This is a genomic window from Paenibacillus sp. 1SOY10 (assembly GCF_056836745.1).
In genome coordinates, this window is the sequence record NZ_JBXENK010000010.1 from 112,581 (window position 1) to 125,740 (window position 13,160).

Annotated in this window: 16 protein-coding genes and 1 tRNA gene; 2 read left to right on the forward strand and 15 right to left on the reverse strand. The window is 45.7% G+C overall.

The window, feature by feature from the left end:
* Window position 1: 1 nt before the first annotated feature.
* From AC1VOR_RS19465 to rpsF, 5 genes are all read right to left on the reverse strand, one after another.
* Window positions 2–964, reverse strand: a complete 963-nt coding sequence (locus AC1VOR_RS19465) for an ABC transporter permease (RefSeq protein ID WP_482620292.1) — start codon at window positions 962–964, stop codon at window positions 2–4.
* Window positions 965–1,045: 81 nt separating this feature from the next.
* A complete protein-coding gene (locus tag AC1VOR_RS19470; RefSeq protein WP_482620293.1) occupies window positions 1,046–2,806 on the reverse strand; it encodes an ABC transporter substrate-binding protein in 1,761 nt (586 codons plus the stop codon).
* 573 nt (window positions 2,807–3,379) lie between these two features.
* Complete coding sequence (gene rpsR, locus AC1VOR_RS19475) at window positions 3,380–3,649, reverse strand: 30S ribosomal protein S18 (RefSeq protein ID WP_018750422.1); 270 nt, start codon at window positions 3,647–3,649, stop codon at window positions 3,380–3,382.
* Between the two features lie 21 nt (window positions 3,650–3,670).
* Window positions 3,671–4,159, reverse strand: coding sequence for a single-stranded DNA-binding protein (gene ssb, locus AC1VOR_RS19480; protein WP_482620295.1), 489 nt, complete (start codon window positions 4,157–4,159; stop codon window positions 3,671–3,673).
* 39 nt (window positions 4,160–4,198) lie between these two features.
* Complete coding sequence (rpsF, locus tag AC1VOR_RS19485) at window positions 4,199–4,483, reverse strand: 30S ribosomal protein S6 (protein WP_482620296.1); 285 nt, start codon at window positions 4,481–4,483, stop codon at window positions 4,199–4,201.
* Window positions 4,484–4,755: 272 nt separating this feature from the next.
* Between rpsF and AC1VOR_RS19490 the strand changes: the two genes are divergently transcribed.
* Window positions 4,756–4,953 carry a YjzC family protein gene (locus tag AC1VOR_RS19490; RefSeq protein ID WP_059050434.1) on the forward strand — a complete coding sequence of 66 codons (198 nt, stop codon included), beginning with the start codon at window positions 4,756–4,758 and terminating at the stop codon, window positions 4,951–4,953.
* 356 nt (window positions 4,954–5,309) lie between these two features.
* On the opposite strand, the gene AC1VOR_RS19495 is transcribed toward AC1VOR_RS19490, so the two are convergent.
* The 4 genes from AC1VOR_RS19495 to AC1VOR_RS19510 all read right to left on the reverse strand — a co-directional run bounded on the left by AC1VOR_RS19495 (window position 5,310) and on the right by AC1VOR_RS19510 (window position 6,967).
* Window positions 5,310–5,400: transfer RNA gene (locus AC1VOR_RS19495), tRNA-Ser, on the reverse strand.
* 68 nt (window positions 5,401–5,468) lie between these two features.
* Window positions 5,469–5,699: a DUF951 domain-containing protein gene (locus AC1VOR_RS19500; protein ID WP_482620298.1), complete on the reverse strand. Its 231-nt coding sequence runs from the start codon at window positions 5,697–5,699 to the stop codon at window positions 5,469–5,471.
* Window positions 5,700–5,801: 102 nt separating this feature from the next.
* On the reverse strand, window positions 5,802–6,593 hold the full coding sequence (locus AC1VOR_RS19505; RefSeq protein WP_482620300.1) for a mechanosensitive ion channel family protein: 792 nt from the start codon (window positions 6,591–6,593) through the stop codon (window positions 5,802–5,804).
* Between the two features lie 140 nt (window positions 6,594–6,733).
* A complete protein-coding gene (locus AC1VOR_RS19510; RefSeq protein ID WP_482620342.1) occupies window positions 6,734–6,967 on the reverse strand; it encodes a putative Se/S carrier protein in 234 nt (77 codons plus the stop codon).
* 234 nt (window positions 6,968–7,201) lie between these two features.
* On the opposite strand from AC1VOR_RS19510, the gene yyaC reads away from it, so the two are divergent.
* Window positions 7,202–7,810, forward strand: a complete 609-nt coding sequence (gene yyaC / locus AC1VOR_RS19515) for a spore protease YyaC (RefSeq protein ID WP_482620301.1) — start codon at window positions 7,202–7,204, stop codon at window positions 7,808–7,810.
* Here the strand turns inward: yyaC and AC1VOR_RS19520 are convergent.
* From AC1VOR_RS19520 to rsmG, 6 genes are all read right to left on the reverse strand, one after another.
* Complete coding sequence (locus tag AC1VOR_RS19520; protein WP_482620303.1) at window positions 7,782–8,282, reverse strand: DUF4446 family protein; 501 nt, start codon at window positions 8,280–8,282, stop codon at window positions 7,782–7,784. The genes yyaC and AC1VOR_RS19520 overlap by 29 nt on opposite strands.
* A 23-nt stretch (window positions 8,283–8,305) precedes the next feature.
* Window positions 8,306–9,466: an aminotransferase class V-fold PLP-dependent enzyme gene (locus AC1VOR_RS19525; protein ID WP_482620305.1), complete on the reverse strand. Its 1,161-nt coding sequence runs from the start codon at window positions 9,464–9,466 to the stop codon at window positions 8,306–8,308.
* Between the two features lie 180 nt (window positions 9,467–9,646).
* Window positions 9,647–10,486: a ParB/RepB/Spo0J family partition protein gene (locus tag AC1VOR_RS19530; RefSeq protein ID WP_059050440.1), complete on the reverse strand. Its 840-nt coding sequence runs from the start codon at window positions 10,484–10,486 to the stop codon at window positions 9,647–9,649.
* Complete coding sequence (locus AC1VOR_RS19535) at window positions 10,479–11,240, reverse strand: ParA family protein (RefSeq protein ID WP_059050441.1); 762 nt, start codon at window positions 11,238–11,240, stop codon at window positions 10,479–10,481. Before AC1VOR_RS19535 ends, AC1VOR_RS19530 begins: the two co-directional genes overlap by 8 nt.
* Before the next feature lie 191 nt (window positions 11,241–11,431).
* Window positions 11,432–12,256, reverse strand: a complete 825-nt coding sequence (noc, locus tag AC1VOR_RS19540; RefSeq protein WP_482620308.1) for a nucleoid occlusion protein — start codon at window positions 12,254–12,256, stop codon at window positions 11,432–11,434.
* A gap of 180 nt (window positions 12,257–12,436) precedes the next feature.
* On the reverse strand, window positions 12,437–13,159 hold the full coding sequence (gene rsmG / locus AC1VOR_RS19545; RefSeq protein WP_482620310.1) for a 16S rRNA (guanine(527)-N(7))-methyltransferase RsmG: 723 nt from the start codon (window positions 13,157–13,159) through the stop codon (window positions 12,437–12,439).
* Window position 13,160: the final 1 nt, after the last annotated feature.

Consider the following 13,160-nt stretch of genomic DNA (forward strand, 5'->3'; position numbering starts at 1 on the left):
CCTACTTCAAGCGAATTCGCGGATCGGCTAAACCATACAGCACATCGGACACCAGATTGCCGATAAGCGTCAGAACGGCCAATAATATAGTAAATCCGAGCATAAACGGATAATCTCTCATATTAATCGCATTCAAATAAACATGCCCTATTCCCGGCCAGACAAAGATCTTCTCCGTGATGATAGCTCCCCCGAACAAGGCGGGCAATTCGAAGCCTAACAGCGTAATCGCCGGAATCATGGCATTACGCAGTGCATGCTTGAAAATAACGGTCCGTTCCTTAAGCCCTTTAGCACGTGCGGTCCGAATATAATCCTGACGGATCACCTCGAGCATACTGGTCCGGAAATAGCGAGTCAGGCTTCCCGTACTCAACATGGTCAATACGGTAATGGGAAGCGCTCCGTGCTTCAGCACGTCCATGATATATTCCCATCCCACCGCCTTGGAGCCCGCGGTCGTCATGCCTCCTACCGGAAGCCAGCCAAACGACAACGCAAAGATCCGTATAAGTAGTAGGCCGAGAAAGAAGGATGGTAACGACATACATAAAAATACGAATAGAGTAATTAGCTTATCGAGCAACGAGTACTGGAACTTGGCCGAGAATACACCAGCAAATATTGCAATAATCCAGCTAAGGACCAAGCTGGCAAAAGCGATAATAAACGAGTTCCATATGTACTGATTGACTACTTCCATCACAGGTTTCTTATGCTGAAATGAGTCCCCCATATCGCCGGTCAGCATACTTTTAGCCCAAGTGAAATAGCGCAGATATTGGGGCTGATCAAGGCCATAGATGGCTCTTAATTGCTCTGCTCTTTCATCCGTCATATTCGGGTTATTCAGGGCCGTAATGTAATCACCGGGAATCATGGCAGAAATCGCATATACAATAATGGATATGCCGATTAACGTAGGGATCATTTGCAGCAATCTTCGGATAATGTACGTTCTCATCGGATTTCCCCCTGATTAGTGGATGCGAGCATACCCGGCTTTGCAGCCGGGTATGCTCGCCCTTTTCCTGACTAGATCAATTTATTGGGCAATTTCCACTTGGTATAAGCTGAATGGGAAATCCTTGTATGGAGAGATGTCGAACCCGTCAAGCCGACCGTTCACGGCTACCATGTTCTTTCTTTGGTACATCAGAATGACAGGTACATCCTTGTTCAATTCCTGGTACATTTCCTTATAAATCGTCTTGCGTTCCTCAACGTCCAGTGTCTTCTTCCCTTTGGCCATCAGTTCATCAACCTTGGCATTTGAATATCCGTAATCATTCTGTGAGCCATTAGTGATGTATACGGTATTGTCTGGGTCAGGCGTCAGTCCCCAAGCCGCAAAGTACATTTCATAATCCCCGGTATTTGATTTATCCATAATGGCATTGAAGTCCAATGTCTCTGCCACGATCTCAATTCCCAATTCCTTATAATTCTGCGTCATAATCGGCAACAAGGCATCTACGACCGGATTGTCTGCCGTTGCCGAGAAGTTGACCTTAAATACTTCGCCATCCTTCTCGCGCAAGCCCTTGCTGTTCAGTGTCCAGCCAGCTTCATCCAACAATTGTCCGGCCTTCTCCAGATCAAACTCGTAAGTCTCAATGTTCTCTTCCGTGTAAGCCCAAGACACATTGGATTGCGGAATATTAATGACGTTGCCATAAGGGCCATAAATCCCTTCCACAATTTCCTTACGGTTCAGACCGAAGACGAGGGCTTGACGCACTTTGACATCACTGAACTTCGGCAGCTTATGATTGAAGGCAATATAGCCGTACCCATTGTTCGGGAGCAAGCTGATATTGACAAAGCCCATAGCCTTCAGTGCTTCCACATTATCCTCAGTAACGCTTATACCATCCTGCATATCCGTCTCCCCTTGCTGGAGCATCGGCATATTCGTTGTTTCCGACGTTGTTCTGAAGATGACATTCTTCACATTGGGAGTACCGCGGAAGTAACTCTCATTGGCTTCCAGAACAACCTCTTGCCCTGGGCTATAACTCACCAGCTTATATTGCCCGCTGCCTAGCGGCTGGTTATTCAATTTCTTAACACCGTCCAAATTGCCTTGTTTATAATCCTTACCATAATAATGCTCTGGTAAGATGTAGATTCCCCCCAGCTCCACCGGGGTAAGGGCCGTATATTCGGTCAAGCTAATCTCCACTGTCTGATCATCAATAACCTTCACGCCGGAGATTTCACTGGATTTGCCTTCGTTATATTCACTTGCACCAACAATATGCCAGCTCAGCGGATCTGATTGCCCGTCATAGCTTGCATCCATATAGAGTTTCAATGTAAAGTAGTAATCCTTCACCGTTAGCGGAGTTCCATCACTAAAGGTCACACCTGGTTTTAAATGATAAGTATATTTAAGTCCATCTTCAGACACATCAACCTTCTCAGCCAGACTATTCGTATATGTACCGTCTGCCTGCACTTCAATGAAAGAATCGAATAAGGTGTAATTAATGTAGTAATCATAAGCCGTCTCCATGAACAGCGGGTTAAATACGCCCTTCGGATCAGTGGTACCTGCAATGAGGGTATCTGTACGGTTTACTGCAGCAACTGGATTAAGTGACATATCCGTAGCTTCGATATACCCTTCTGTGGCCTCGGTATCCGATTCGCTTGGCGTTTCTGCCGGGTCTGTTGTGGTATTCGTATTCTCCCCGTTATTTGTCGTTGGCGGCTGTGCCGAGTTGTTGCCACCGGAGCAGGCCCCCAGCATTAAAGCGAACAACAATGTTAGAATGATAAACCCCCACCACTTTTTTCTCATCTTTACTCCTCCTCATGATTATTCGTCGATTCATACCATTCTTCGAAGTTATGTAGATTCATAGAAGTAGTAATTAAGAAATGCCGTTGCTTCCTCTCCCCTTGCCGTGCGCACAGTTGTAACCGGTTGGAATTAGACGTTCGAGCTACAGTATAAACCGATGGTTAATAAGAGCTTTGTTAATTCCTTAAACAGAAGGAGAAAAATAACATTTGAATTATTGTACATCATACATGTGAAAATACCTCACGTCAATATCTTTTTTATTTGTTCTTTACCACTTAAAATCGCCTTTATTTCACATTTTTTTAGTTTTTTTCAAAATAAAATTAACATTATTAAATCTCATGTTACATTTAGTTACTTACATTTGACTTCAATAGTAACTATTTTTCGATGAAATTCATGTTTTTTTGGTATTTTTCGACACGAAATTTGGGAATATCTTTCTATCCTTCGGCATTTTTATCTATATTCTGATAAACTTCGACGAGAACTTAGCAAAGTCTACCCTGACAAACAAAAAAACAGCCGGACCCTGAGGTCCGACTGTCGTAACAGCAAAATCTAACTTTATTCCGTTGTGTAAGGAAGCAATGCGATTTGACGGGAGCGTTTGATGGCAATCGTCAAAAGGCGTTGGTATTTCGCGCTAGTACCTGTCACACGACGAGGCAAAATCTTACCGCGTTCGCTGATGAATTTCTTCAACAGCTCCGTATCTTTATAGTCAATGTGAGTAATCTTGTTCACAGTGAAGAAACATACTTTACGACGTTTGTTACGGCCGCCACGGCGTGCCGGTCTCTTGTCGTCTCCGCCTTCTCTTTGTTTGAAGCTCATGCTATTCAGTCCTTTCCGTTATTAAAATGGCAAATCGTCATCCGAAATATCGATCGGTTTCCCGTCGTCGGAGAAAGGATCATTCTGATTGCTGCGTGAGGATCCACCGCCACGGCTATTGCCGCCGCCGCTATTACCTCCACCGAATGGAGCTTCCTCCCGCGCACCGTTACCACCAGATCCACCATCACGGTTCGATTCAAGGAAACGAACATTATCGGCAATAACTTCGGTAACGTATACACGCTTACCTTCGTTATTCTCGTAATTCCGAACTTGAATCCGCCCTTCTACAGCCGTCAGCCGTCCTTTGCGCAAATAGTTCGCACAAGTCTCGGCAAGCTGTCTCCAGGTTACAACCGGAATAAAATCTGCTTCACGTTCTCCCCCTTGCGAGGTAAACGGTCTGTCTACGGCCAGCGTAAACTGAGTTACCGCCACACCTGCAGGTGTATAACGCAATTCAGGATCCCGGGTAAGACGTCCGATGAGAATGACACGGTTCAACAATCAAATCCCCTCCTTCAAGCAATGGTTACTCAAACTTGATTAGGCTACGTCTTTCGTAATGAGATAACGGATAACCTCGTCGGAAATCTTCAAAATCCGTTCAAGCTCAGCAACAACATCAGGAGTTGCTGTGAAATTCACGAGTACGTAAATTCCGTCACGAATCTTGTTAATCTCATACGCAAGCCGGCGTTTGCCCATCACGTCATGTTTGGTAATTTCACCGCCGTTTTGGATGATGCCTTGGAATTTTTCGACTAAAGCTTGAACAGCTTCTTGTTCAACGTCAGGACGAATAATGTACATCACTTCATATTTGCGCATATAATTCACCTCCTCTTGGACTATGGCCCCCAATACTTACGCTTGGGAGCAAGGAACGAGCATAAACTCGCACCATAATAATATACCAAATTGGAAAGACGCCTGCAAGCAAAAAACATGTATTTCCTGTGGCGGCTTGCATTTCCACCCTTCTCTTGCCCATTCATGCTCCTGAGTACCTACATGAAAAAGCACCTACCGGTACACAATAGGCATGAACTTAACATGAATAACTACAAGACAGCCATGTCTTGGGAAGGAGGCCATTGGCCATGGGTGAAATCACGGAATTTGAGGAAGGTATGCGTGCTCCCAATCCAGGTGTATATGTAGAGGTGGGTGAAGGGCGCAGCTTTCATACGGAGATCAAAGATCCCAAGCGCATCACACTTGAGAAGGGCGAAAAGTTCCCCGAAACCTCCAACAAAAACCGCAAGTGGAAAAAGGAAGAGAAAGCTCGCGTTCATTAAAAATTCTGTGTATAAAAGCTCATAAGCTGCACATAATACACTCGACGGCGTGCAAGAGAGGTGTGGTTCCGTTGGGCCTTAAAAAGCTTCATCGAGAAACAAACCGTAAGGAAATCTTGTTCGCGGCTTTGTAGAAGCGTCAGATCACGAATGTGTTGAAGACCCCTCTTCTCGGATTCGTGCTTGCTCAGGCATATATCAGAATGTTTCTTCAACGGTGAGAGAAGAATTCCCAAAATCATTACGCCGTCAACCAGAAACAGGACCCCTCACAGGGTCCTGTTTCGCTTTTTCCAATAAAATAACCCTCTGCGGTAAACGCAAAGAGTTACTGGCGAAGTTATAGAAATGATAAGTGGCGGAGAGGGTGGGATTCGAACCCACGCACGCCTTGCGACGCCTAATTGATTTCGAGTCAACCCCCTTGGGCCTCTTGGGTACCTCTCCACAGCAAGAATGATTGTACCATGAATCGATTCCCAATGCAATAGAAATGCCCTTCACCACACGAAATACTAAGTATCAGGGTTATCTTCGCCTTCCGGTTCCGCGGGAGTGGCGGAGCGAAGCACCTTCCGCATATTCTTCTCGAATTTAGCTCGCGGTACCATCACGCTATGCTTACAACCGACGCACTTAATCCGAATATCCATCCCCATACGAATAATCTCCATCTCATTGCTGCCGCAGGGATGATTTTTTTTCATTTGTACGATATCACCCAATTGGAATGACTTGCGTTCCACAGCGATTTCCCCCTTCATCTATATAGCCTATCTGACCGATAAGAGACTTGACCACACTTACAGGAAGCCCCCTCATGCCTATTGCCGACTCTCCGCTCATATTTATCCGAGTTGCCCCTGCTCGCCCAATTCAGCCGCCTCCAGCGCTTCCTTCGCATAGGTCTGAATATGACGTTCAACATCAGCCCTCGCTGCCGGTGGACACTGAACCGCAATCCGGACCACATACTCAGCCGCCGACAGCGTCTGAATGCCCAGAACATGGGGAACCTCTGAAATCAGCGCCTCCTCTGCTTGCTTGAAGCGCTGCATCGCCGACTCCATCAATTGCACCGTTTCCTCAAGCCTTCTGGAGTTGCTAAAGGTCAGATCAACAACAGCCAGAGCCGTACCCACAGAATAATTAGTCACATTCGTAATCATCCCGTTAGGAATGATATGTACCTCACCGGTCCAGCTTACCAGACGTGTAGAGCGTAAGCCGATCATCTCCACCGTGCCCTTCAACGTCCCCGTTTGTATCACATCGCCCACCGCAAATTGATCCTCTAAAATGATAAAGAAGCCGGTTATAACATCCTTCACCAGACTCTGTGCCCCAAAGCCAATTGCCAGCCCCAGCACTCCAGCACCTGCCAGTAGCGGTGCAAGCTCAAAACCCAGTTCGCCCAGCACCAGCATAATCATAATAAAATTGCTCGTGACCGAAGTGACATTCTTTAATAACTCACCCACCGTCACCAATCGCCGCGGATTCATTTGCAATCGGCTCTTCTCTTGCTTGCGTAAGGAACGGTCAATGATGCGGAATATAATTTTCACAAATAGTCGCGTCAGCAAAAAGATGACCACAATCTTGATGCCAGATATAAGCACATCTGACCACATATCCATATTTGTAAACCATTCCCACATTTTATCTTTCCACGTATTTACGTTTTTTGTAGCTGTCTGGACTATACCCGGTTCTGCTGAGAACATCATCCATATCATCCCCCCGGTCACATTCACCACGCCTATTGGTATTTAACCATCTAAAGCTTGATGCTATCATATCCGATCGCTGTACGGGAGTAAATCCCCCGAATCTCCACGGTCTCAGACTGGATAATCTGCCCAACACTCGGCAAGTCCTCTGACGGGAAACGAATCGACAAGGCGCAGCCTGCGGTAATTTCCTTGGGCGTAGGACACAGATCAATTTCAATCTCGGCATACTCCAGCAGCATCTCAGCCCGCAGTGCCTGCTGGGTTGAATCAAAAGCCATGACCAGCCACTCCTCTTCCAACGCCAGCCCTCCTCTTTCTTCAGTTTAAGAGGTTGTTCAAAAGTCGACTTTCCATGACGGAGTTGTTCCAGGAGTAAACCCAACTTTTTGAACCCAAACTATAAGACTTTAGTACGAGTATATAATACGCGCTTCTTCCATATACTATCTACTAAATTCGCAAACTGCAAACGCTAAACTACCTACTTATATCTGCAGGGAAAGGAAGATTCTATGTCACAATTGCAACCCTCTGTCCCGGAACAGGAAATTCCATACTTGAAAATTCCGCACACTGAGCCGGGGGTTCATTCTGCCATCATCCATCGGTTGCTATTGCATTTTGCCCAAGTGGCACCGGGCCAGGATATCGTCATCATCTGCATCGGCACGGACCGTTCTACAGGCGATTGCTTGGGACCCTTGGTAGGCACAGCCCTGACCAAATATAATAGCCCTTACTTCCACCTGTACGGTACTTTGGAAGAACCGGTTCATGCCATGAATTTAAAAGAAACACTGGAACATATCCAGCATTCCTATAAGCAACCGTTCATTATTAGCATTGATGCCTGCCTGGGTCAAACGGCCAGCATAGGTTCCATTCAGGTCGTACAAGGCCCCCTTCGTCCAGGTGCCGGTGTAAATAAACAATTACCGCCGGTTGGCGATATCCATCTCACAGGAATTGTCAATGTCGGCGGTTTTATGGAATACTTTGTGTTGCAGAATACTCGATTAAGCCTCGTTATGCGACTTTCGGAAATTATTTCCACAAGCTTACATAGTGCTATCAAAGAATGGAATCGGGGGTTTATTGCTTTGTCCCGGCCAGGGCAATAGCCTCTCGTTCTTCCGGTGACAACGCATGAGTAGACTCTCCATGTTCCAACCCTTTAGCATAAACGAAGGAGCCATCCCGATTATAAATTCCCGTTATCACAACCCCATCCTGAAGCTCATTAATGATTGCCATCGAGAAGCTTAAGTCATTACCCGTTTCCCCAAATGCATTATAACGCTTTATACCAATATGTGCCTTCTGCAAAGGCAATTTGGCTTGAACTGATACCAGCTTACGATTTATTTCTTCTTGAACATCCTCCAGCTTGCCCTGCTGCATTTTGAGATCAATCAGTACATCCTCCAAATGATCTATTCCGGTGCCTTGCATCATCAGTTCGTATTTCTTCTTCATCTTGCGCAGCTTGCTGCCTTGAACCAAATTCCAGATCATTAGTCCGATCAGGAGTACCGCGATGCCTCCAACAATCCAGACTAGCTGCTCAAAGATGAGATCATTCCATTCCTGCATGCTATTCGTCTTCTCCTCTGTGCTTAATTTCCATTCCCCTGGCTTATAATTGTCAATGCTTGAATCAGAGCTTCAATCTCTTGTCGGGTTGTTGTATACCCTACGCTAGCACGTACGGCACCCCCATCCAGCGTCCCTGCGGTCTCGTGCCCAAGCGGCGTACAATGATACCCCGCACGTACTGCAATTCCAAACTCTTGATCCAGCTTGAAAGCAATTTCCGAAGCATCCTTCTGATCCAGGTTAAATGATACAATCCCTGTTCGCGGCTGCCCCTTCTCTGGCCCCAAAATTGTGATCCCTGGCATCTGTTCCAGAGCCTCGATCAAATATTGTGTCAGCTCCCATTCATGCTGATAGATCTTCTCAACCCCCTGCTCCAGGACATAAGCCACTCCTGCTCCCAATCCGGCAATACCCGGTGTATTCGCCGTTCCGGCCTCATAGCGGTCTGGACGCACCTCCGGCTGTTCCGTTGCTTCAGATTGACTGCCTGTCCCTCCATGCAGCAACGGCTCCAGATGAAGCTGAGGGCTAATATATAACCCTCCTGTTCCTTGTGGACCCAGTAGCCCCTTATGTCCGGGAAAAGCCAGCATATCAATTCCCATCTCCTGTACGTTGATCGGATATCCTCCCGCAGTTTGGGCTGCATCCACCAGCATGATAGCACCATGCTGATGAGCCAGGCTAGCCATCTCTTGGATCGGCAAAATACTTCCCAGCAGGTTAGAACTATGGGAACATACAACTAAACGTGTATGGGGGCGGAAAAGTTTCTTCATTTGTTCCAGCTTCAACTGTCCGTCTTGATTGACTTCAACATAGTCTACTTCAATACCGATGGTTCGCTTTAAGAATTCCAAAGGCCGCCTGACCGAGTTGTGCTCGACCATCGTCGCAATAACGTGATCACCCGGCTTAAGCCAACCCTTAATAGCCAAATTCAGTGCCCCCGTCGTATTAGAGGTAAATGAGATATCATTGGGGTTGGAAATATGAAATAGCCGAGCAAGTGCAACTCTCGTTCTGTACAGTGCTCTCCCCGCTTGCAACGCCATTCCATGATTGCCACGTCCAGCATTAGCTGAGGCACCATCAATGGCTTCCAATACAGCCGCCCCCACACCAGGAGGTTTTGGCCACGACGTAGCTGCATGATCCAGATAAATATGGTTTTGCATGACAAGCTCCTCTCTGACAATCCATCCTGATTTAGAACAAGCACCATCTCAGATAAAAAAAACGTCTAGCGACGTACTTTCACCGATGACAAACGCCTTCGATCATTTTCAAGAAATGACATACCCCTCTTCTCTCGAAGAAAGGTATGTCATTGTTATCATGTCTACTTATTAAAGGATTTAGTTCAGCATATCCAACAGCCGTTGTAAATCCTGCTGGCTATAATAGTTGATTTCAATTTTGCCTTTTTCTTTATTTGCTTTTATCTTAACGGTTGTTTTATATCGCTCACGCAAACTCTCTTCAACTTCTTCGATATAAGGGTCCCGTTTTTTATTGGTGCTTTTTGGTTTTTCCTTTTTCTTGCGATCAATCTGTTGCACTGCATCCTCAAGTTCACGAACGCTCCATTCGTGATCAATGCACTGTTGTGCCAACTGCTTGATCATGGTAGCATCCTTTAATCCAACCAAGGCACGAGCATGTCCCATAGATAATGTTCCACGTGAAACATATTCTTTTACTTCTTCCGGCAGTGAAAGTAACCGTAAAAAGTTAGCGATATGAGAACGTGATTTGCCCACCTTCATGGATAATTCTTCCTGTGTTAATTGGAACTGATCCATCAGCCCCTGATAAGCTACAGCAACCTCCATCGCATTCAGGTTCTCACGTTGCAAGTTCTCAATTAGGGCGATCTCCATGACTTGCTGATCTGAGAAGGAACGAACGACAGCAGGTATCGTCGCATTGCCACAATATTGAGAAGCGCGGAATCGACGTTCACCAGCTATAATTTCATAACCCTTTAGCACACTGCGAACAATGATAGGTTGGATAACCCCATGTTGTCGAATCGATTCAGCCAATTCTCGAATAGCCTCTTCATCAAAGGTTTTACGTGGCTGATACGGATTAGCCCGAAGCTGATTCAGTGGTATCTCAACCACTTTATCATCATCCTGGATTGACAATGCCGGAATTAAGGCATCTAATCCCTTACCCAACCGCTTATTCATAAGAGACCACTTCCTTTGCCAACTCTAAATAGACTTCCGCGCCCTTGGAGCGAGGATCGTAAGTAATGATAGATTGACCATGGGATGGCGCTTCACTAAGCCGCACATTACGTGGAATAACCGTTCTATATACCTTCTGTTGGAAATACTTTTTAACCTCTTCAATGACCTGAATACCCAAATTCGTTCTGGCATCGAACATCGTCAGTAACACCCCTTCAATTTGCAAAGAAGTATTTAAGTGCTTCTGTACCAAACGAACTGTATTCAATAATTGGCTTAATCCTTCCAAGGCGTAATATTCACATTGGATAGGAATCAGCACCGAATCTGCCGCAGTCAATGAGTTAATTGTTAGAATTCCGAGAGAGGGTGGGCAATCGATCAAAATATAGTCATAGAGGTGACGAATCGGTTGCAGTGATTTTTTCAATCTTACTTCACGAGAAATCGTGGGAACCAACTCAATCTCCGCACCTGCCAATTGAATGGTAGCTGGAATAATATGTAGGTTCTCAATTTCTGTAGGCGCGATGGCATCCCGCGGATTGACTTCATTAATTAGCACATCATAAATACAATTTGCTACATCTGCTTTATTAATGCCAACGCCACTTGTCGTGTTCCCCTGGGGGTCGATATCGATAAGCAGCACTTTTTTCCCAATTGCCGCGAGTCCTGCACCCAAATTGACGGAAGTCGTCGTTTTGCCGACGCCACCCTTTTGGTTAGCTATCGCTATAATTTTAGTCAATCCAGTTCACCTCAATATAATAGAAGAATCTCTTTGTAGAACTTCAAGTTTGTAATCTAAGCTGCCGCTACAAAAAGACCAATAGCAATCCATGGTGAATCACCTGACGGTCGATTGTGCGTTCAATGTCTTCGTATAGTCGAAAAAGAAGCTGACCTGCAAACCTGGCGGTCAGGGTCAGCGTATCCATACTATGAACGTTTCGGAATTTGAATCACGATCTCGTAATGATCCTCGTGGTCTTTCTCTTCCGTCTTGATTTGCAGGCCCGAACCGGTCACCATATCAATCGATTGACGAATTGTATTTAATGCCAGCCGAACATCTTTTGTAAATGAAATCCGTTTTGAAGGAGACTTCTTATTCTTGGCTACTTCCTTGTAGAAAGCAATCCGTGCTTCCGCCTGCTTCACATTCAGCTCTTTGCTAACAATTTCACCGAGCACCTTCAATTGCAATTCTTCCGTATCTAGCGATAACAAGGCACGCGCGTGACGCTCTGTAATCTTCCGTTCCATCAGCGCTGTCTTTACACCCTCAGGAAGCTGCAACAATCTGATTTTATTCGCGATCGTAGATTGGCTTTTCCCTAAACGCTGAGCGAGGCTCTCCTGAGTTAATTGATGAAGATCAATCAAGTTCTGATAAGCCACAGCCTCTTCGATGGAGGTTAGTCCCTCTCGCTGTAGATTTTCAATTAATGCGATTGAAGCTGCTTGCGAATCATTGAAATCGCGTAAAATGGCAGGAATAGTCTCAAGTCCTAGCTTTTTTACCGCGCGCCAACGACGTTCACCAGCAATAATCTCATACTTATCATTTCGAAAACGTACTACAATAGGCTGGATGACACCGTGCGTACGAATAGTTTGGCAAAGCTCCTCAATCTTATCGTCGTCAAAAATGGTCCGCGGCTGATAAGGACTACCGACAATTTCCCCCACCGGAATTTGCCTTACTTCATCTCCGCTGCTTCGTTCGGCTAAACCGAACAATTTAGAAAATTGTTCTTTCATTCCGTCAATTACCACCTAGTTTCATAGTGACATAAGGACAAGCCTTACGGATATCCCAGATATATCTATTCTACCACTTTTTTCTCTATAATCCTATGATCTTATTTTGCTAAATGTTCAATCCCCCTTAGCCCATGTTTCACGTGGAACAATTTGCTAAGGGGGATGTCTTCACATCCGCTATATTAATGGTGTTTTTGCAACCGTACCGGCCTTTCGGGGATATTTCTTAGGCGTCGCCGCCATCTTATTAACAATAACTAAATGTCGTTCTGATTGCTCCATGGGGAGCACAAAATGTGGTGTCTTTATGCATTTCCCCTTCAACTCAGATAAGCTAAAGGCTGCCTCCTGCAGCTCGTCCTTGGGATCACTCCCCTTCATAGCCACAAACATCCCACCTGGCTTGGCAAAAGGTAAGCAAAATTCATTCAATACCGCCATCCGGGCCACAGCACGAGCCGTCACCAAATCAAAGGAATCACGCAGTCCCGACTGACGAGCTAAGTCTTCAGCACGACCATGGAGCAGTTGTACGTTCTCAAGTCCCAGTTCATCCACCACATGCTGCAAGAACTGTATACGCTTATTCAGTGAATCTACAATAGTTAGCTGCAAATGAGGATAACAAATTTTTAAGGGAATGCCGGGAAAACCCGCCCCTGAACCAATATCAGCCAAGGAAGATATCTTATCTATCGACACATGAAATGCCAGACTTAACGAATCATAGAAATGCTTAATATATACCTGTTCGCGGTCCGTAATGCCCGTTAGATTCATCTTCTCATTCCAGGAGACCAGCTCCTCATAATATCGCTCAAATTGCTGTAGCTGCCTTGCTGAAAGCTCCATCTTATGCTCTTGCAGCAGGGCGCAAAATTGGGATTGTACAGAATCCACC